The 20,036-nt window shown below is 67.6% G+C and carries 17 protein-coding genes; 8 read left to right on the top strand and 9 right to left on the bottom strand.

The window, feature by feature from the left end; genetic code table 11:
• The first annotated feature begins 54 nt into the window (after window positions 1-54).
• The 5 genes from BW970_RS00915 (at window position 55) to BW970_RS00895 (ending at window position 5,104) form a co-directional block, all read left to right on the top strand.
• Entirely contained in the window at window positions 55-1,479 is a 1,425-nt protein-coding gene (locus BW970_RS00915) for an FAD-binding oxidoreductase (protein WP_076527802.1), read from the top strand.
• Window positions 1,476-2,507, top strand: a complete 1,032-nt coding sequence (locus BW970_RS00910; RefSeq protein WP_076527799.1) for an NADP-dependent oxidoreductase — start codon at window positions 1,476-1,478, stop codon at window positions 2,505-2,507. The genes BW970_RS00915 and BW970_RS00910 overlap by 4 nt, the downstream gene beginning before the upstream one ends.
• Window positions 2,508-2,608: 101 nt before the next feature.
• Window positions 2,609-2,815, top strand: a complete 207-nt coding sequence (locus tag BW970_RS00905) for a SlyX family protein (protein WP_076527798.1) — start codon at window positions 2,609-2,611, stop codon at window positions 2,813-2,815.
• Window positions 2,816-2,867: 52 nt separating this feature from the next.
• Window positions 2,868-3,962 carry an AbrB family transcriptional regulator gene (locus BW970_RS00900; protein ID WP_159441409.1) on the top strand — a complete coding sequence of 365 codons (1,095 nt, stop codon included), beginning with the start codon at window positions 2,868-2,870 and terminating at the stop codon, window positions 3,960-3,962.
• Window positions 3,959-5,104, top strand: coding sequence for a CaiB/BaiF CoA transferase family protein (locus BW970_RS00895; RefSeq protein ID WP_076527796.1), 1,146 nt, complete (start codon window positions 3,959-3,961; stop codon window positions 5,102-5,104). Before BW970_RS00900 ends, BW970_RS00895 begins: the two co-directional genes overlap by 4 nt.
• Here the strand turns inward: BW970_RS00895 and BW970_RS00890 are convergent.
• Both BW970_RS00890 and BW970_RS00885 read right to left on the bottom strand, forming a co-directional pair.
• Window positions 5,101-6,036: a ring-cleaving dioxygenase gene (locus tag BW970_RS00890; protein WP_076529101.1), complete on the bottom strand. Its 936-nt coding sequence runs from the start codon at window positions 6,034-6,036 to the stop codon at window positions 5,101-5,103. The genes BW970_RS00895 and BW970_RS00890 overlap by 4 nt on opposite strands.
• A 163-nt stretch (window positions 6,037-6,199) precedes the next feature.
• The gene (locus BW970_RS00885) at window positions 6,200-7,708 is read right to left on the bottom strand and encodes a VOC family protein (RefSeq protein WP_076527794.1); all 1,509 of its coding nucleotides are present in this window, start codon (window positions 7,706-7,708) and stop codon (window positions 6,200-6,202) included.
• A 256-nt stretch (window positions 7,709-7,964) separates the two neighbouring features.
• Here BW970_RS00885 and BW970_RS00880 point away from each other — a divergent pair, with 256 nt between their 5' ends.
• From BW970_RS00880 to BW970_RS00870, 3 genes are read left to right on the top strand one after another with little or no spacing between them, the layout of a single operon-like run.
• Window positions 7,965-8,606: a TetR/AcrR family transcriptional regulator gene (locus BW970_RS00880; RefSeq protein WP_076527792.1), complete on the top strand. Its 642-nt coding sequence runs from the start codon at window positions 7,965-7,967 to the stop codon at window positions 8,604-8,606.
• Window positions 8,603-9,799, top strand: coding sequence for an efflux RND transporter periplasmic adaptor subunit (locus tag BW970_RS00875; protein ID WP_083701081.1), 1,197 nt, complete (start codon window positions 8,603-8,605; stop codon window positions 9,797-9,799). The genes BW970_RS00880 and BW970_RS00875 overlap by 4 nt, the downstream gene beginning before the upstream one ends.
• A 7-nt stretch (window positions 9,800-9,806) precedes the next feature.
• Complete coding sequence (locus tag BW970_RS00870) at window positions 9,807-13,112, top strand: efflux RND transporter permease subunit (RefSeq protein WP_076527790.1); 3,306 nt, start codon at window positions 9,807-9,809, stop codon at window positions 13,110-13,112.
• A gap of 291 nt (window positions 13,113-13,403) precedes the next feature.
• Here the strand turns inward: BW970_RS00870 and BW970_RS00865 are convergent, their stop codons facing one another.
• The 7 genes from BW970_RS00865 to BW970_RS00835 all read right to left on the bottom strand — a co-directional run bounded on the left by BW970_RS00865 (window position 13,404) and on the right by BW970_RS00835 (window position 19,971).
• Window positions 13,404-13,640, bottom strand: a complete 237-nt coding sequence (locus BW970_RS00865) for an acyl carrier protein (protein ID WP_076527788.1) — start codon at window positions 13,638-13,640, stop codon at window positions 13,404-13,406.
• Between the two features lie 153 nt (window positions 13,641-13,793).
• Entirely contained in the window at window positions 13,794-14,534 is a 741-nt protein-coding gene (gene fabG, locus BW970_RS00860) for a 3-oxoacyl-[acyl-carrier-protein] reductase (RefSeq protein WP_076527786.1), read from the bottom strand.
• A gap of 146 nt (window positions 14,535-14,680) precedes the next feature.
• Window positions 14,681-15,391 (bottom strand): ATP phosphoribosyltransferase, encoded by a 711-nt coding sequence (gene hisG / locus BW970_RS00855; RefSeq protein WP_076527784.1) that lies wholly within the window; start codon window positions 15,389-15,391, stop codon window positions 14,681-14,683.
• Window positions 15,388-16,491: an ATP phosphoribosyltransferase regulatory subunit gene (locus tag BW970_RS00850; protein ID WP_076527782.1), complete on the bottom strand. Its 1,104-nt coding sequence runs from the start codon at window positions 16,489-16,491 to the stop codon at window positions 15,388-15,390. Before BW970_RS00850 ends, hisG begins: the two co-directional genes overlap by 4 nt.
• A 3-nt stretch (window positions 16,492-16,494) precedes the next feature.
• Window positions 16,495-17,982: a histidine--tRNA ligase gene (gene hisS / locus BW970_RS00845; RefSeq protein ID WP_076527780.1), complete on the bottom strand. Its 1,488-nt coding sequence runs from the start codon at window positions 17,980-17,982 to the stop codon at window positions 16,495-16,497.
• Between the two features lie 37 nt (window positions 17,983-18,019).
• A complete protein-coding gene (gene lpxB, locus BW970_RS00840; RefSeq protein ID WP_076527778.1) occupies window positions 18,020-19,174 on the bottom strand; it encodes a lipid-A-disaccharide synthase in 1,155 nt (384 codons plus the stop codon).
• The gene (locus BW970_RS00835) at window positions 19,171-19,971 is read right to left on the bottom strand and encodes an LpxI family protein (protein WP_076529096.1); all 801 of its coding nucleotides are present in this window, start codon (window positions 19,969-19,971) and stop codon (window positions 19,171-19,173) included. The genes lpxB and BW970_RS00835 overlap by 4 nt, the downstream gene beginning before the upstream one ends.
• Between the last annotated feature and the right edge of the window lie 65 nt (window positions 19,972-20,036).

The raw sequence follows: 20,036 nt of genomic DNA, 5'->3' as shown, positions 1-20,036 counted from the left end.
ATCCGCCGCGCAGATCGGCAAGGATGCCGCCGATTGACAAAGCGGGGAAACAGGATGCTCGACCGTCTGCGCGCCATCGTCGGCGCGGGCAATGTACTTGCCGGTGCCGACGCCGCAAGCCACAGCCGCGACTGGACCGGCAGCTATACCTGGTCGCCGCTGGCCGTGGTGCGGCCCGGAACCACGCAAGAGGTGGCCGCCGTGATGCGGCTTGCCCATGAGGCGCGGGTGCCCGTGGTGCCGGTGGGGGGCAATACCGGGCTGGTCGGCGGCACCAAGGCGCCTGGACAGTTGATGCTGTCGCTGGAACGGCTGAACCGCATCCGCGCGCTCAAGCCCGAGGCGCGGGTCGTGGTGGCCGAGGCGGGGGTCGTGCTGGCCCGGCTGCATGACGCGGCGGCCGATCACGGGTTGCTGTTGCCCCTGTGGTTCGGTGCGCGCGGATCGGCCATGCTGGGCGGCGCGCTGTCCACCAATGCGGGCGGGTCCAACGTGCTGCGCTATGGGTCTACCCGTGGCCTGTGTCTGGGGCTGGAGGTGGTGCTGCCCGATGGCCGGGTGCTGAACCTGATGCAGGAACTGCACAAGGACAATTCGGGCTATGCGCTCAAGGATCTGTTCATCGGTGCCGAAGGCACGCTGGGCCTGATCACCGCCGCCACGATGAAACTGGTGCCTGCGCCGCGCGCCCATGCCACCGCAACGCTGGCTGCCCCATCGCTGGCGGCCGCGCTGACGCTGCTGAACCGGCTGCAAGAGGTGACGGGCGGGCTGGTCGAAGCCTATGAATTCATGCCCGGTGGCTATATGGACCGTCTGGCGCAGTTGCGCCCCGATCTGGGCCAGCCCTTTGCCGAACGGCATGAGGTGACGATTCTGGTCGAACTGGGCGCCACGGCCCCGCGCGACGCCGAGCCGCGCCCCGATGGCGCGATCCCCGTTGTGGATCTGCTGGAAGAAACCCTCGCCGCCATGATGGACGAGGGCGCCGTACTGGATGCCGTTGTCGCCCGGACCGAGGCACAGCGCGCCGCCATGTGGGCACGGCGCGAGGCGGCGGCGGAACTGGCGCTGACCCGTGGGCCGTTGGTGGATACCGATGTCTGCGTGCCGCTGGACCGGGTGCAGGATTTCCTGCACCGGATGCCCCTGCGCCTTGCTGCGCTGGACGCGGGCGCCACCGATCTGACAGTGGCGCATCTGGGCGACGGCAACCTGCATTACACCGTCTTTCCCAGCACGGCGACGCCCGAACTGCTGGACGCCATCCGCTCGGCCATCGAGGATGTGGTGGCGGAACTGGATGGCAGCTTTTCCGCGGAACATGGCATCGGCCTGTCCAAGCTGGCCTCGATGCGGCGCCGCAAGGATCCGCTGGTGCTGGAGATGATGCAGGCGGTCAAGTCCGCCTTTGATCCGCTGAACCTGATGAACCCCGGCAAGGTGCTGCCGCAAAACCCGGAGGAGACCCGACCATGACCCAGCAAACCCGCCAGATCGTGCTGGCCTCGCGCCCCGAAGCCGAACCCGGACCCGAGAATTTCCGGCTCGAACCCACCACCCTGGCCGATCCCGGCCCTGGCGAGGTGCTGGTACGGGTGATCTGGATGTCGCTCGATCCCTATATGCGCGGACGGATGAGCGCGGCAAAATCCTACGTGCCGCCCATCGAGATCGACGCACCGATGAATGCAGGTTGCGTGGCCGAGGTGATCTCCTCGGGCGATCCGTCGCTTGCGCCCGGCGATGTGGTCTACGGACTGATGCCCTGGGCCGAACATGCGCTGGTCCCCGCGCGCGAGGTCAAGCGGGTGGAACCGGGCGCCGCACCGCTGGCCGCCTGGCTGGGGGTGCTGGGAATGCCGGGCATGACCGCCTGGACAGGGCTGAACCGCATTGCCGCCGCGCAACCGGGCGAAACCATCGTCGTCTCGGCGGCGACCGGCGCCGTCGGCAGCCTTGCCGCGCAACTGGCGCGACGCAAGGGGATGCGGGTAATCGGCGTCGCCGGCGGGGCCGCCAAATGCGCCCGCGCGGTGCAGGAGTATGGCTGCCATGTCTGTCTTGACCACCGCGCCGCCCCCGATGCCCGCACCCTGTCGGACCAGATCAAGGCGGCGGCGCCCGATGGCGTCGATGTCTATTTCGAAAACGTCGGCGGCAAGACTCTGGAGGCGGTGATCCCGCGCATGAATGTCCATGGCCGCATCGCCGTCTGCGGCACGATCGCCTGGTATTCCGGCGTGGACAACCCTCCCCCCCTGCCCCCGGTCTGGCGCACCGTCCTGACCCGGCGCCTGCGGATCGAGGGCTTCATCGTCTTTGACCACTACGCCCATACCCCCGAATTCCTGGCCGAAGTGCAGCCCCTTGTCGCTGCGGGCCAGATCAAATGGCGCGAAACCATCGCCGACGGGCTGGACGCCGCCCCTGCCGCCTTCATGGGCCTGCTGCAAGGCAAGAACGACGGCAAGCAACTGGTCCGCATCGGCGCCGATCCGGGCTGATCCTGGGGCAGCGCCACGGCGGCCGGTGGCCGCGCCGTGGCGCCAGGTTCCACCGCATATCCAACGGGCCCCGCGCGGGGCCCCCAGATCAAAGGCCCGTCATGGACACCCGCCTGACCCAGTTGGAAACCCTTGTCGCGCATCTGACCCGCACGGTCGAGGATCTGTCCGATGTCACCGCCGCGCAGGGCCGCGAGATCGACCGGCTGAAACGCCGCGTCGGCCTGCTGCTGGAACGCGAGGCCGAACGCGAGGCGGATGGCAGCCATGCCATCCCGCTCGCCGACCAGAAACCTCCGCACTGGTAGCCCTTGCACTTCCCTGCCGATGATGGTGCCTTGCGCGCCAAAAGGACGACGCATGGCCAGTTGGCGAACCGGATTGATGCGGGGGCACCGCCTGCCCCCGGTGCTTGCCACATTCGCGCTTGGCGCGGCGGGGGGGCTGGCCGGTTGGGCGGTGGGCCTGCCGCTGGGGGTGCTGCTGGGCGCCATGCTGACAGTCGCGGTGGCCGCCGCGACACGGGTGCATCTTCTGGGCGCCCTGCCGGGCGTTCCGCAGCATTGGCGCAACGCCTTCATCCCCATCATCGGCGTGGCGATCGGGGCCAGCTTTCCGTCCGACTTTCTGGGCCAGGCGCTGCACTGGTGGCCCACTGTCCTTGCGGTATTCGCCTTTGTTCCGCTGGCGCACTGGGTCTCTTACCACATCTACCGCCGCCTTGGGCGGATCGACCCGCCCACCGCGTTCTTTTCGGCCATGCCCGGCGGGTTCATCGAGGCGCTGGACATGGGCGAGGCGCGGGGGGCGGAAATGCAGATGCTGGTCATGCTGCAATTCCTGCGCCTGATCCTGTGCATCGTCCTGGTGCCGCTGCTGTTTTCGCTGGTCACCGGCCATGCCGTCGGCAGCGGATCGGGCAGTGCCATGCCCGGCGCCGATGTCACCCTGACGTTGAGGGATGTGGCCATCCTGACGGCTTCGGGGGTGCTGGGCTATCTGGGCGCGCAGCGGCTGGGCCTTCCGGCGGCGGTGCTGTCGGGGCCGTTGCTGCTGTCGGCGCTGGCCCATGCCTCGGGCTTGACGGCGGCTGCGCCGCCCGGCTGGATGATCGTGCTGACCCAGTGGGTGGTGGGCACATCCCTGGGCACGCGCTTTGCCGGGCTGGAGCCGCGCCGCCTGTGGCTGGCCATGCGCCTGTCGGTGGTGGCCATCGCCGCCTCGTTGCTGCTGGCACTTGGCATTGCGCTGCTGCTGTCGGGGCCGGTCAGCGAACCCGCCTCGGCGGTCATCCTGGCCTTTGCCCCCGGCGGGATCAGTGAAATGGCGCTGGTCGCCATCTCGCTGCACCTGTCGGCAGTCTATGTCACCCTGCATCATCTGGTGCGCATCGTGCTGGCCGTGCTGGTCGCCCGTGCCGCGCTGCGCTTCTTGCCAAAGGATCCCCTGACATGAACGATGCTCCGCTCAAGGGCCTCAAGGTCGTCGAACTGGCCCGCATCCTGGCTGGCCCCTGGATCGGCCAGACCCTGGCCGATCTTGGCGCCGAGGTGATCAAGGTCGAGGCGCCCGAAGGCGACGACACCCGCCGCTGGGGCCCTCCCTTCATCGACCGCCCGCGCGCCGATGGCACGACCGAGCGGGTCGCGGCCTATTTCCACGCGGCCAATCGCGGCAAGACCTCCGTCACCTGCGATTTCGGCAATGCCAGCGATCTGGCCCGCCTCGGGCAGTTGATCGACAGCGCCGATGTGGTGATCGAGAATTTCAAACTCGGCGGCCTGCGCAAGTTCGGGCTGGATCATGCCACGCTCTCGGCCCGCAATCCCGGCCTGATCTATGCCTCTGTCACCGGCTTTGGCCAGACCGGGCCGCGCGCGGCGCAGCCCGGATATGACTTCATGGTGCAGGGACTGAGCGGCATCATGGATCTGACCGGCGACCCCTCGGGCGAGCCGCAAAAGGTCGGCGTGGCCTGGATCGACGTGTTCACCGGGCTCTATGGCGTGATCGCCGTGCAGGCGGCGCTGGCAGAGCGTGCCCGGTCTGGCCTTGGGCAGCACCTGGATCTGTCGCTGATGGATACCGGCGTCGCCGTGCTGGCCAATCAGGCAACGAACTACCTGCTGGGTGGCATGGTGCCGACCCGCCTAGGCAACGCCCATCCGAACATTGTGCCCTATCAGGTGTTTCCTGCCGCCGATGGCCATCTGATCATCGCCTGTGGCAACGACCGGCAATTCGCCGCCCTGTGCCGTGTGCTGGGCTGCGAGGATCTGAGCGTCGCGCCCCCCTATGCCACCAACCCCGCGCGCGTGGCCAACCGCGATGCGCTGATCCCGCTGCTGACGGACCGGACACAGACCCATCCCCGCGCCGCGCTGATTGCCCTGCTGGACAAGGCCGGCGTCCCCGCAGGCCCGATCAACACCGTGGCCGAGGCGCTGGACGACCCGCAGGTCGCCGCCCGCGCGATGCGCGTCGAACCCGAAGGCATCCCCGGCCTGCGCAGCCCGATCCGCTTTTCGCGCAGCCCGCTGATCACGGAAAAGGCCGCACCGGCACTGGGCGAGGGGAGCTGGGCGTTCAAAAGCTAGTCGATCGGCTTCAACCCCGCCTCGATCCGCGCCCGCTGTGGTTCCAGAAATGGCGGCAGCGACAAGCGCTCGCCCAGGCTGTCCAGCGGCTCGTCCACCGTAAAGCCGGGCGTGTCGCTGGCGATTTCGAACAGGGTTCCGCCCGGTTCACGGAAATACAGGCTGCGGAAGTAATACCGCTCGATCTCGCCCGACGACTGGATCCCTTGCGCGGCCAGCCGTTCCGCCCAGGCCCGGATCCCCTGAGCATCCGGTGTGCGAAAGGCGACGTGATGCACGCCGCCCGCGCCCTGCCGCGCCCGTTGCAGGCCGGGATGCACTGCGACATGCACCTCGGCCGCCGCGCCACCCGGCCCCATCTCGAACACATGGACGGCGGCATCCGCCAGATCGTAGGCCCGCACCTCCCGCATGTTCATCACGGTTTCCAGCACCCTGCGTGTCGGCGCCAGATCGTTCACCGAAAGCGTGACCGGCCCCAGCCCGCGAATCTGATGCTCGGGCGGGACCGGACTGCCGTGCCAGGGATGGGCCGGTCCCGCCGCATCAGCCACCAACCGCAGGCGCTGACCTTCGGGGTCCTCGAACTCCAGCGATGCGCGACCGTCCAGAACGCCCCTGTCGCCCTGCGCCAGTCCGGCCTTGCGCAGCCGGTCGGCCCACCAGTCCAGACTGTCAGGGGCCACGCGCAGGCCGGTGCAGACAACAGACCGGCTGCCCCGCCGCTCCGGCCCCGTCGGCCAGTCGAAAAAGGTGATGTCGGTCCCCGGACTGGCCAGCCCATCGGCATAGAACAGATGCCACGCGCTGGTATCGTCCTGGTTGACCGTCTTTTTCACCAGCCGCAGCCCCAGTGTTTCGGTGTAGAACCGCTTGTTGCCGCTGGCATTTGCGGTGATTGCCGTCAGATGATGGATCCCCTGCAATTCCATGATGTCCTCCTCGCCCTGAAACACGTCCCGATCTGCGCCGCGCCTGCCTGCGCGCATACTGTCGGGGTCAACGCCGATCCCCCCTGACACGTTCCACGCCCTGGCCTGCTCCAGAGGCGCGCGGTGCGGGAGATGCAGCGCACGCCGCCTTCCGCGCCGCAGTTCAGCCCTCGGCCGGATATGGCGCCGCCGCCAACCAGCGGGCGGCAAGGGTGGCGTCCTCGCGCGTCAGCTCATGCCCTGCGGCCAGCACCTGCGCAGTCACCTCGGCCCCCGCCGCGCGCAGGGCGGTTTCCAGCGGCGGCGCGAGACGGCCATAGGGATCCTCGGCCCCGGTCAGCATCAGCGCGCGCGTGCCGGTCAGGTCGGGCGCGGGCGGATCTTCCAGCGGTTGCAGCCCTCGCAGCAGGACGGCCGTGCGGACAACGCCGGGACGAAGTTGAAGAATCGCCGCCAATATATTGGCTCCATTGGAGTATCCAACAAACGCCATTCTCGCGTGATCCAGCCCGTAGCCTTTCACCGCCTCTGCAACAAATGCCGCGAACGCCATGGATTCAAAGGAAATATCCTGCTGATCATAGCGCGTGGCATCAAAGCGGCGGAACCAGCGGTTCACCCCTTCCTCGGTGGACCGGCCACGCACCCCCAGCAACGTGGCACGCGGCGCGATCTGGTGAGCCAGCGGCATCAGATCCGCCTCGTTGCCGCCCGTTCCGTGCAGCAGCACAAGCGTCGATCCGTCCGGGTTCTGCGGGCGATGGAAACGGTGGACGAACGGCAGATCGCGCATCGGAAACCGCTCCTCGCCCGGCAAGGCGAATTGCGGCAGCATGACCCGCAGGTCGTCGGCCCGCCCCGCCGCCTCGGGCGGAATCATCAGGATCCGGCCCAGCCGGTCGGCGGGTTCATCCACCGCCATGCCGGGGCCATCGGTGGCATATTCGATCAGTGTGTGCCCCGGTTCCCGCACATACAGCGACAGGAAGTACTTGCGGTCATGCACCTGGGTCGGCCCATGATCCTTCAGCGCAAGCCGCATGGCCCGGACCGCTGCCGCATCCGGGGCGCGGAACGCCACATGGTCGGCCACACCCGCGCCGGGGATAGAGGGCACAAAACCCGCCGAGGCCCGCAGATCCACCACATCGCTTTGCGATTCCATGCGCTGGAACGGGCCTTCGACCGCTGCGGCACGATAGCCGAACCGCGTCAGGAAGCTGGCCGTCTCTTGCGGTGTATCGGTCAGGATGGTCACGCCCCGGATCCGCATCGGCCCGTCGCCGACACCCACCAGCTTGACGATCATCCCGTCCGGGTCGGTCAGGCGCAGCACCGGCTCGCCGAATTCCCGCACCGGCCCGTGCACCGGCACATGCGCCGACAGGGCGCGCGTCAGCCAGTCGCCGATACTGGCCACCGGCACGCGCAGCGCCAGTTCCGACACCTGCCCCAGCCCGGTGCGCCCGCGCCCCGCCATCGGCCAGACCAGAAAGCTGACCAGAGTACCGGGGCTGCCCGCGGCATCGCCCCAAAACAGGTGCAACTGCTCGGCATCCTCGTAGCCGCCGGTTTGCTTGACCAGCGACAGCCCGAGGAATCCGGCATAGAAATCGACATTCGCCTGCGCGTCCGCAGTCAGCCCGGTGACGTGATGAATGCCTGTGGTCATGTGCGGCCCCTTCTTGTCTGCCGCCCCTTGCGGCCCCCGTCGCCCAGCGGCGCAGGCGTGCCCCGCGCCTGATCGCCTTACGGATCGCCCGACCATACGCCGGTTCGGCCTGACAGGTGGCGAAAAATGCAGCACCGCCGCAGCATTTCGCCACAGCCCCGGAAAATGCAGGAGTCCAGCCCTTGACGGGGGTCCGGTTCGGATCCATCTGCGTGTGAATGAACGTTCACTCCCGCCCCAAAGGGTGCCCTGCCCAATGACCCATCTTGCGCCGCTTGACGCCCAGGCCCAGCCTCCCACCCCGCGCGAGGCAGAGATCCTCGATGCGGTGCGGCATGTCTTTGCCGAAAAGGGGTTCGATGGCGCGTCGATGCAGGAACTGGCGCGGGCTGCGGGCATGAGCGTCGGCAACTTCTACCGCTATTTCCCGTCCAAGGCCGCCATGGTCGAGGAACTGATCCGCCATGATCTGAAAGATGTCGAGGCGCATTTCGCCCGCGTCGCCTCGGCGCCCGATCCGCTGGCCACATTGCGGATCGCCCTGGCGGAACGGGTGCGCAACTATGCCGAAATGTGCACCGATGCCCCGTTGCGGGCCGAGATCACCGCCGCCGCCTTGCGCAAACCCGAACTGGCCATCGTCGTGGGACGTGTGGAACGCGAGATAACCACCTACCTGGTCCGCGCCTTCGGCACGGCCACCGGGCTGGATTTCGATACGGCCTGGCAGCGGTTTGCCGCCCATGCCCGCCTGATCGTGCTGCTGGTCAAGGCCTGCACCACGCGCCTGCGCATCGGCGATGTCGATGGCGAGGCCCTGACCGTCCTGATCCTGCGCCAGATCGACAGCCTGCTCGACGAGGTCGCCGCCGCCCGCCCGGAGACATCCCGCACATGACACCCCGTTCCATTCCCAGTATCGCGCTTGTTCTTGTCATGGCCACTGTGGGGCACGCCCCGCAGGCCGTGCTGGCCGAAACCGCAACCGCGCTGGCCGCCGGGGCACCGGCCCCGGTGCTGCCCGCGATCACCGTGTCGCCGGTCAAGGTGGCATCGCTGTCCGACCGCATCTTTGCGGGCGGGCTGGTGCAGGCGCTGGAAACCGTTCAGGTGGCGCCCCTGATCGAAGGCCAGCCGATTGACGCGCTGCTTGCCGATGTCGGAGACCGGGTGGCCGAGGGCCAGGTGCTGGCGCGGCTGTCCAAGACCACGCTTGACCTGAACCGCAGCCAGTTGCTGGCCTCTGTCGCGGCGGCCCGCGCCACCGTGGCCCAGGCCGAGGCGCAGGTGCTGGAGGCCGAAGCCTCCTCGGACGAAGCACGGCGGGTCGCCGATCGTGCCCGCGCCCTGCGCGAGGGTGGCAATGCCAGCCAGGCCGCGCTGGATCAGGCGCAGACCAGTGCCATGGCCGCGACGGCCCGTGTCACCGTGGCCCGCCAGTCGCTTGAAGCCGCGCGGGCGCAGTTGACCAGCACCGAGGCCCAGTTGGCGAATGTCGAACTCAACCTCAACCGGACCGATGTGGTGGCCCCGGTGGCCGGGGCGATCGTGGCCCGCAACGCGCAGGTCGGCGCCATCGCATCGGCCGCAGGTCAGCCGATGTTCACCTTGATGCGCGACGGCGCGCTGGAGCTGCGGGTAGAACTGGCAGAGCGCGACCTGATCCGCATCGCACCGGGGCAAACGGCGCAACTGCGCGTCGCCGGTGCGTCGCGGGTGCTGTCCGGCACGGTGCGTCTGGTCGAACCGACGGTTGATCAGGCCACGCGGCTGGGCCATGCCCGGATCCGGCTGGAGGAGCCCGGCATCCTGGTTTCCGGCATGTTTGCCGATGCCGAAATCCTGGTGGCGCGGCGCATGGGCCTGGCCGTGCCTGTCACCGCAGTCAGCACGGACCCTGCCGGGGCAACCGTGATGCGGGTCGATGCGCAGGGCCATGTGTCCCGCGTGACGGTCGAAACCGGCATCCGCGACGGCGGCATGGTCGAGATCGTGTCGGGCCTGACCGGCGGCGACCGCGTTGTGACCAAGGCAGGCGCCTTTGTGCGCGATGGCGACCGGGTCAACCCGGTTCTGGCCGCAACCAACTGAGGGCGCCATGAATTTTTCCGCCTGGGCCATCCGCAACCCTGTCGCCCCGATCCTGGCCTTTGTGATCCTGATGCTGCTGGGGTGGAATTCGTTCAACACCCTGCCGATCACGCGCTTTCCCAACATCGACGTGCCGCTGGTTTCTGTCACCGTCCCGCAGACCGGCGCCTCGCCGGTCGAGATGGAAAGCCAGATCACCAAGGAAATCGAGGATGCCGTCGCCGGGATCGCCGGGGTCAAGAACATCTATTCCAAGGTCACGGACGGCGTGTCCACCACCTCGGTCGAATTCCGCATCGAGATCCCGACCGACAAGGCGGTGCAGGACACCAAGGATGCCATCGACCGGATTCGCGGCAACCTGCCCGCCAGCGCCGATGACCCCGTGGTCGCCCGGATCGACGTCGAAGGGGCGCCGATCCAGTCCTTTGCGGTGTCGGCCCCCGACATGACCATCGAGGAACTGAGCTGGTTCGTCGAGGATACCGTCAAGCGCGCCCTTCAGGGCCAACCCGGCATCGGCCGGATCGACCGCTATGGCGGCGCCGACCGCGAGATCCGTATCGAGCTTGATCCGGTCAAGCTGAACAGCTGGGGCGTAACCGCCCAGGCGGTCAGCCAGCAGTTGCGCCTGACCAATACCAACCTTGGTGCAGGCCGCGCCGAAGTGGGCGTCAGCGAACAGGCGATCCGCACCCTTGGCAACGCCGACACCGTCGAGAAACTGGCACAGACCACCATCGCCGTCGGTGGCGGGCGCCATGTGCGCCTGTCCGATCTGGGCGAGGTCAGGGACACCTACGAGGAACTGCGCAGCTTTTCACGCTTCAACGGCGATCAGGTGGTGACATTCGCGGTCTACCGCGCCAAGGGCGCCTCCGAGGTCACGGTCGCCGAGACGGTCGGCAAACAGTTGGACCTGCTGCGCGAGAAACACCCCGACGTGGCAATCTCGCTGGTCGATGACACGGTGTTCTATACCTATGGCAACTATGAAAGCGCGCTGCACACCCTGATGGAAGGCGCCTTGCTGGCCGTGCTGGTGGTCTTTGCCTTCCTGCGCAACTGGCGGGCCACGCTGATCGCTGCGGTGGCACTTCCGCTGTCGGCGGTGCCGACCTTCTGGGTGATGGACCTGCTGGGGTTTTCGCTGAACCTCGTGTCCTTTCTGGCGATCACCCTGGCGACCGGCATTCTGGTTGACGATGCCATCGTCGAGGTTGAAAACATCGCCCGGCACATCCGCATGGGAAAGACCCCGTTCCGCGCCGCGATGGAGGCCGCCGACGAAATCGGCCTTGCCGTCATCGCCACCACCTTCACCATCATCGCGGTCTTTGCCCCCGTCAGCTTCATGCCAGGGATTCCGGGGCAGTATTTCCGGCAGTTCGGCATGACGGTGGCGATCTCGGTGTTCTTCTCGCTGCTGGTCGCGCGGCTGATCACGCCGATGATGGCCGCCTATCTGATGCGCGACAAGGACGCCGCCCATGACGACGACCACAAGGACGGGCTGATCATGCGCGGCTATCTGCGCTTTGTCCGCACCTCGACCTCGGGCCGCCTGCTGTGGATCCCCGCGCGCTATCTGACCTTGCTCACCGGCATCGTGGTGCTGATCATCTCGGTGCATTTCATGCTCAAGGTACCCGGCGCCTTCATGCCCCCCGAGGATGTCAGCCGCATCTCGGTCAGCGTCGAACTGCCCCCCGGCACCACGCTTGAGGAAACCGACCGCACCACCTCTGCAATGGTGCGCGCCATCGCCGATGTCGAAGGGATCGAGAGCATCTATGTTCTGGGCGGCGCCTCGCCCAAAGGTGACATGGACGTGCGCCGCGCCTCGATCACCGTGGTTCTGGAACGGCTGGACCACCGGCTGAGCTACCGGCTGAGCACCGTTGCGCAGGGCCTGCCATTGGTCGGCCACATGATCCCGGCCATGGAGAGCCACGGACGCATCCGCCCGCAGAATGTGATCGAGGCCGAGATCTTCGACCGGCTGGCCCAGATCCCCGATTCCCGCTCGATCAAGCTGAACGACCGCGGCGAACGCGACATCTCCTATTCCATCCTGTCGCAGAACGAGGCCGATCTGTCCGAGGCGGTGCGGCGACTGGAGGAGGCGCTGTCCGGCGATCCGCTGCTGGCCAATGTGTCGTCCGAAGGTGCACTGCCACGGCCGGAACTCCAGATCACCCCCCGGCTTGACGAAGCGGCGCGGCTGGGCATCACCACCGCCGCGATTGCCGAAGCGGTCCGCGTCGCCACCATCGGCGATCAGGATGCCGCGCTGGCGAAACTGTCGATCGACAACCGTCAGGTGCCGATCCGCGTCCGGCTGAACGATGTTGCGCGATCCGACATTGCCCGGATCGGCGCGCTGCGCGTGACCAATGGCGCGGGGGTCTCGGTGCCGCTGCTGGCCGTGGCCGACATCACCATTTCGCAAGGCCCGGCCCTGATCGACCGGATGAACCGCGAACGCCGCGCCACCATCGGGGCGAATCTGCCGGTGGGCGTGGCACTTGGCACTGCAACCGACCGTTTCATGGAACTTGTCAGCGGGGTGGAATTGCCGGCATCGGTGCGGGTGGCCAAGGCGGGCGACGCCGAAATCCAGGACGAACTGATGGTCAGCTTTGGCAATGCCATGATCATGGGTCTGCTGTTCGTGCTGTCGGTGCTGATCCTGCTGTTCAAATCGGTGATCCAACCTTTCACCATCCTGCTGTCGCTGCCGCTGGCCATCGGCGGGGTGGCGGCGGCGCTGATCCTGACCAATTCGGCGCTGTCGATGCCGGTGTTGATCGGAATGCTGATGCTGATGGGGATCGTCACCAAGAACGCCATCCTGCTGATCGACTTTGCCATCGAGATGCGCAATCAGGGGCTGGACAGGCTGAAAGCGGTCATCGAGGCCGGGCACAAGCGCGCCCAGCCCATCGTGATGACCTCGATCGCCATGTCGGCAGGAATGCTGCCTTCGGCGCTTGGCGTCGGGGAAGGCGGGGCATTCCGCGCGCCGATGGCCACGGCGGTGATCGGCGGCATCATTGTCTCTACCGTGCTCAGCCTGGTTGTCGTCCCGGCCTTCTACCTGATCATGGACGACCTCTCGCGCCTGATCGCGCGGCTGTTCAGTGGCATCATCGGCCCCAGGGAGGCCGAGGCCGAAACCCTGCCCCCCGAAGAGCTTTCGCGCCGCGTGGTCGAAGCCGATGCCGAACGGGCGGGCCTTGCCGCGCGTCTGGATCGGGTGGAACAGACATTGCACCCACCGACCAAGACCCTGACCGCGGCCGCAGAATAGCGCCCTGTGGCCGATTGCCACAACACCGCGCCGGGCGGCGATGTGCCGCCCCGCCGCCCCCACAAACGGCGTGACGCAGGCAGGACGGGCCGGGGCCGCAGGATCGCTGCCCCGGCCTGTCCTCATTCGCTCTGACAGACCTGTCCTTTGACGGCACGGCGTGCGCAGGCGTCATGCAAAGGGGCGCGGAAAGGCCCCTGCCCGCCAAGCCCTGGCCCGGCCTACGGCCCCATGCAAACGCAAAAGGCGCCCCGCTGGGGGCGCCCTGTCAGGTCAAGCGACCCGCTTGTCTCAGGCCGAAGCTTCGGTGATGAACTTCACCGCATCGCCAAAGGTCTGGATGGTCTCGGCAGCGTCATCCGGGATTTCGATCCCGAATTCTTCCTCGAAGGCCATCACGAGTTCAACCGTGTCAAGGCTGTCCGCGCCCAGATCGTCGATGAACGAGGCGTTCTCGACAACCTTGTCTTCTTCGACGCCAAGGTGTTCGACAACGATCTTCTTCACGCGGTCCGCGATGTCGCTCATGGTTCTTCCTCTCTAGGGCGGGCCGCGCCCGCTGTCTGTCCCATATCGTCCGCAGGGCCGGTGATTGCAACTCCGGGGAGTCACCTGCGATCCGGCAGGGCTATAGCATGTTCGCCGGGCGCCGCAAACTGTTTCCGCCGCCCTGCGGCATGGTTACACCATGGCCATGCCGCCATTCACATGAAGTGTCGCCCCTGTAACATAAGCGGCTTCCGGGCTTGCAAGATAAAGAACGGCGGCGGCGATTTCCCGCGCATCGCCCATCCGCCCGGCGGGGATTTGTTGCAGGATGCGGCCTTTCTGCTCGTCGTTCAGCTTGTCGGTCATCGCCGTGGCGATAAAGCCCGGCGCCACGCAGTTGACGGTGATCCCGCGGCTGGCCACCTCTTGCGCCAGGGATTTGGACATGCCGATCAGCCCGGCCTTGGAGGCGGCATAATTGCCCTGCCCCGGATTGCCGGTGACCCCGACGATGGACGTGACCGATACGATGCGGCCCCAGCGCGCCTTCATCATGCCGCGCATCACGCCGCGCATCAGCCGGAAGCTGGCGGTCAGGTTCACATCCAGCACCGATTGCCATTCGTCATCCGACATCCGCATGAACAGATTGTCGCGGGTGATGCCGGCATTGTTGACCAGAATGTCGACGCGCCCGCCCATCAGCTCGGCCGCCGCCTTGGGCAGTTCCTCGACCGAGGCGCTGTCCGAAAGGTTGCAGGTGGCATAATGCGCACGCTCACCCAACTCGTCCTTGAGCGCGACCAGCGGGTCGATGCGGGTTCCGGACAGCGTGACCGTGGCCCCTGCCGCGTGCAAGGCACGGGCCACCTCGGCACCGATGCCACCCGAGGCGCCGGTGATCAGCGCGGTCTTGCCGGTAAGGTCGAACATGGGATCCTCCGTGAGGGTTTTGACTGTGTTAGCCGGTCGGGCGCGCGCGCTCAACCTTGATGGGGAGGAAGGGGGGTCCTCGGACCCCCCTCTGCGGCCAAGGCCGCATTCACCCCCCGAGGGTATTTGGGGCAAGATGAAAGCGATCAGGGCAGGTCCGGCGCGTCGATGCCCAGCCGAGAGGTCAGTGCGGCAAGCGTGGCGCGGTGGCCATTCGACCAGTCGGCAGCGCGGGCGGCGAAAAGTTCTGCCTGGCTGCGCAGGATCAGCCCGTCGGAGAGGATCTTGAGGTGATTGGCGCGCAGCGTTTCGCCAGAGGAGGTGATGTCGGCAATCGCCTCGGCGGTCAGGTTGCGCACGGTGCCTTCGGTGGCGCCCTGGCTGTCGACCAAGCGGTATTCGGCCACCCCGGCCTCGCGCAGGAAGTCGCGCACGAGGCGGTGGTATTTGGTGGCGATGCGCAGGCGCTGGCCATGGCGGGCGCGGAACTGGGCCGCCACAGCATCGAGATCGTCCAGCGTATCGACATCAATCCAGCAGGTCGGCACGGCGATGATCAGATCGGCAAAGCCAAAGCCCAGCGGCGCCACTTCGGCCACCTGTTGCGGCCAGTCGGCCAGCTTTTCGCGGATCAGGTCGGTGCCGGTGACGCCAAGATGGATGCGCCCCGCTGCCAGTTCGCGCGGGATCTCGCCTGCGGACAACAGGACAAGCTGCACATCGTCAATCCCGTCGACACGACCGGAATATTCACGCTCGTCCCCCGAGCGGGTCATGGTGATGCCGCGCGCGCCGAACCAGTCGAAGGTCTTGTCCATCAGCCGCCCCTTGGACGGCACGCCGATCTTGAGGCTCATGCGGGGGCCCCTTTGAGGCTGGCGACAACGCCGGGCCGGATGATACCGCCCACGGCCGGAATCTCGCGGCCCTGTCCCAGCACGCGGGTCAGCGCGTCATAGCGCCCGCCGCTGGCCACCGGGGGCAGGCCGGGACGGTCGGAATGAAAGGAAAAGACAAAGCCGTCGTAATATTCCAGCGTCGTGCGTCCGTGATTGGGCTCGAACGTCACCTGGCTGAGCCAGACGCCAGCCTGTTCCAGCGCGGCAAGCCGGGTTGCCAGCCGGTCGACGGCGGGGCGGATGGCGGGCATGTCGACGCCAAGATCCATCAGGCGTTCCAGCGCCGCGGGCGCGGGGGCCGAAAGGCGCAGCAGATCGTCGATCAGATCCGCCTCGCGCGCCGGGATGTTGGGCGTGGCCGCATCTTCCAGCAGCGCAGTGGCGCGTTCGGCAATTTCCCATGGGTCGCGCAGGCCAAGCGCCGGCCCCGCCTGGGCCATGAGATCGGCAGGGCGGCCAGTGGCGAGCCGTTCCAGCAGTTTCAGCCGCGCAGGAGGGGCAGGCACGCAGCCCGCATACCGATCCAGCAGCGCGCGAAAGCGGCGCGGCCGCCAGATGTGGCGCATCAGCGCGGCCTTGCGGCGGGGCGTGGCCGACAGCCCGTCCACCGCCGCGACCAGAAGGCCGATGTCGCCCATCGCGGCGCGCGGGCGCAGGGGGGTCAGCAGATCGTCGAACAGGGCAAAGACCTCGGCCTCGACCGTTTCGGGGGTGTCGCGGGCGAACACCTCATAGCCGACCTGAAGATACTCGCTGGCGCGGGGGCCTGCGTGATCCTGACGGCGAAACACCTCGCCCATATAGCAATAGCGCGCGGGATCGGCGCCATGGGCCATGTGCATCTGCACCACGGGCACGGTGAAATCCGGGCGCAGCATCATTTCGCCGCGCAGCGGATCCCATGTCACATAGGCGCGGCTGCGGATATCCTCGCCATACAGATCCAGCAGCGTATCGGCCGGTTGCAGGATGTCGGTTTCCACCGGCTGCGCCCCGGCCTGTTGAAAGGCGGTGAACAGGCGCGCAGCCTCGGCGCGGGCGGCGGGGCTGATGGGCATGGCTCAGCCTTCCAGCATCTGGCGCACGGCGGCGACCAGATCGGACCGGGGGATTTCGACCTGGGCGGGGCGGTCCTTCCATTCCTCCAGCGTGGCCGACTGCGCGATCCTGGCGCCCAGGATCAGATCCTTGAGCACGACCACACCGCGCGACGCCTCGTCCGTGCCCTGGATCACGGCAACGGGGCTTGCGCGTTTGTCGGCGTATTTCAACTGGTTGCCGAATTGCTTGGGGTTGCCCAGATAGACCTCGGCGCGGATGCCTGCGTTGCGCAGATCGGCGGCCATGGCGAAATAGTCGGCCATACGGTCGCGGTCCATCACGGTGACAACGACCGGGCCGGGGGCCGGAGCCTCGGCCCGCCCCTTGGCGCGCAGGGCCGCAAGCAGCCGGTCCACCCCGATGGACACGCCGGTGGCCGGAACGGCCTGCCCGGTGAACCGCTTGACCAGATCGTCATAGCGCCCGCCCCCGGCGACCGAGCCGAACTGGCGTTTGTTGCCCTTATCGTCGAGGATCTCGAAGGTCAATTCCGCCTCGAACACCGGGCCGGTGTAGTAGCCAAGGCCACGGACGACGGACGGGTCGATGACGATGCGGTCGGGGCCGAAGCCTTGGGCATCGAGGAGGGCGGCGATGGTTTCGAGTTCCTGGACGCCTTCGAGGCCACGAACAGATTGTGCTAGCAAGCTTCTCAAGCCGGAGATCGTTTCGGCATTTGTCGGGAGCCGTTGCATCAAAAAGGTCGTTACAGACAAAGCCTGCAAATAGTTAAGACCAGCCCCTTGAGTGAAATCCCCGGATGCGTCCTCGCGGCCATCCATGAGTAACTTCTCGACGCCCGACTCACCCAGACGATCAAACTTATCAATTGCGCGCATCGCAATACCACGTTCTGCGGCATTGTAGCTTGGGTCGTTGAGGTCGAGCAAACCCACGCTCTCCATCAAACCGTCAAGAATCTTCCTGTTGCTGACCCGAACAACATAGTCCCCGCGCTCAATCCCCACCGCTTCCAGCGCATTGGCCAGCATGGCGCAGATCTCGGCATCCGCCGCCACGGACGGCGCGCCGACCGTATCGGCATCGCATTGATAGAACTGCCGGAACCGCCCCGGCCCCGGCTTTTCGTTGCGCCAGACCGGGCCCATGGCATAGCGGCGGTAGGGCGTGGGCAGGTCGTTGCGATACTGCGCCGCGACGCGCGCCAGCGGCGCGGTCAGGTCATAGCGCAGGGCCAGCCAATCCTTTTCGTCTTCCTGCCAGGCGAAGACACCTTCGTTCGGGCGGTCAACGTCGGGTAGGAACTTGCCCAAAGCCTCGACCGTTTCCACGGCCGATGTTTCCAGCGCCTCGAACCCATGCAACTGATAGACCTTGGCAATGGCGTCGAGCATCGCTTTGCGCTCGGTCACTTCCGCACCGAAATAGTCGCGGAACCCCTTGGGGGTTTCAGCGCGCGGGCGGCGGGGGGCCTTTTCCTTGGACATGGGGCCTCGCTTGGGCATGGGGTCAGGTGCTGCGGGCTTAGCGGATGGGGCGCCGGGGGGCAAGCGGCGCTCCGCCCAGATGGGCCAGCACCGAGCGGGCCGCGCGCAGGCCCGGCGGCGCGCGCCCCTGCCCCAGCCGGTCCATGGTCAGCGCCATGGCCTGCGCCTGGGCCGCGCGCGCCGCTCCGTCGGGGATCAGCGCGGCCAGCGCGGGGGCGATCAGATCAGCGCGGCAGCGCGGGCCAAGGAATTCCGGCACCGTGCGGCTGTCGGCCACCAGATTGACCAGCGTCACCGTATCGACCCGCAACAGACGGGAAATCAGCACGCGGCTGAGCCAGTTCATGTCATAGGCGATGACCATGGGCACGCCATTGGCCGCCAGTTCCAGCGACACGGTGCCCGAGGCCGCCAGCGCCACCCGCGCCCCGGCAAAGGCCGCGCGCTTGTCCGCCGCATCGGTCACGATCCGCGGGGAGCGGGGCCAGCCTGCGGTCAGGTCGCGCACCAGCCCTTCGACCCCCCGGACGGTTGGCAGCACGACCGGCAGGTCAACCTCGTGCAGCACCTGCCCGATCACCGGGGCCAGCCGCGCCACTTCGCCCCGGCGCGAACCGGGCAACGCCAGCAGCCAGGGCCGGTCCAGCCCCTGGGCGGTGGCAAAGCGCGCCACCTCGGCGGCATCCGCCACCGGCTCGGCCACCACGGGATGACCGACGAAATCGCAGGTCATGCCCGCCGCCTGCATAAGGGGCGGTTCGAACGGCAGCAGCGCCAGCACGTGATCCACCACCTGCGCCATCTTTGCCGCCCGCCCCGGCCGCCAGGCCCAGACCGACGGCGCGACATAATGGATGGTGCGAAATCCGGGCCGTGCCGCCCGCACGATCCGCGCCACACGCAGGCAGAAATCCGGGCTGTCGATGGTGATCAGCGCGGCGGCGCCACTGTCCAGCACCGCCTGTGCAGTCTGGGCGATACGGCGCTTGAGATGGAGGTATTTGGGCAGCACCTCGGCAATGCCCATGACCGACAGTTCCTCCATCGGGAACAGGCTGGACAGTCCTTCGGCCTCCATCAACGGGCCGCCCACGCCGGCAAATTCGACCGGCTCCAGCGACCGCAGCCCCGCCATCAGCGCGCCGCCCAGACGGTCGCCCGATGGCTCGCCCGCGATCAGGAACAGCTTCATGGCTCGCGCGACCACAGGAACAGGCCCAGCCGCTCCGCCTCGGCCAGCAACTCCTCGCGGTCCAGCAACAGCACGCCGCCCGCCTGCCAGGCCACCCCGGCCAAGCCTGCGGCGGCGGCCTTGCGCACCGTTTGCGGGCCAAGCGCGGGCAGATCGGCGCGGCGGTCCTGCCCCGGCTTCGGGGCCTTGTAGATCACGCCGCGCGCGCCCTGAGGGCGCAGACGGCCCGCCGTCGCGGCGACCCAGTCCAGCATGGCATCGGTGCCCGGCAACGATTCGGCCGCCAGACACAGCCCCCCCGCGACCACACAGCCCTGCCCCACGTCCACGGCGCCCAGGGCCGCGACAATCGCCGCCGCGCGCGCCACGTCGCGCTCGTCCGCGGGCTGGGGGCGTATCGCGCCCAGAATACCCGGACCGGGGATCAGCTCCGGAGCAACGCGGTCAATGCCCAGCACCTCCAGCCCCGATTCCTCGATCACCGCGATCACCTCGCGCAGGGTGGCATCGTCGCCCGCCTGCATGGCCCCCAGCAGACGCGGCACCAGTTGTGCAGTGGCCGGATCGAACAGGGCGGGGTCCAGCGACGGGCGGGTCATCGCCCCCGCCAGCACCACCCCGGTCACATCGCGTTCGGCAAGGTGGCGCAGGAACGGCACCAACCGTTCGAACCGGAACCGTTCGGCAGGCAGGTCAACCGCAACCCCTTCGGGGGCAAAGACCTCTGCGCGTCCCAGCGCTACCGCCACCGCACCCGGCAACGCCCCGGCCCCTGCAATGATCGCTATCCGTCCCATGCCAACCGCCTGCTGCTGTGTGCACCCCCCTGACGGTGCCATCAGGGCCGGGGGCTGCACGATCA

The organism is Gemmobacter megaterium (assembly GCF_900156815.1).
Taxonomy (GTDB): Bacteria; Pseudomonadota; Alphaproteobacteria; order Rhodobacterales; family Rhodobacteraceae; genus Wagnerdoeblera; species Wagnerdoeblera megaterium.
This window is presented reverse-complemented; position numbering and strand designations above follow the sequence as displayed.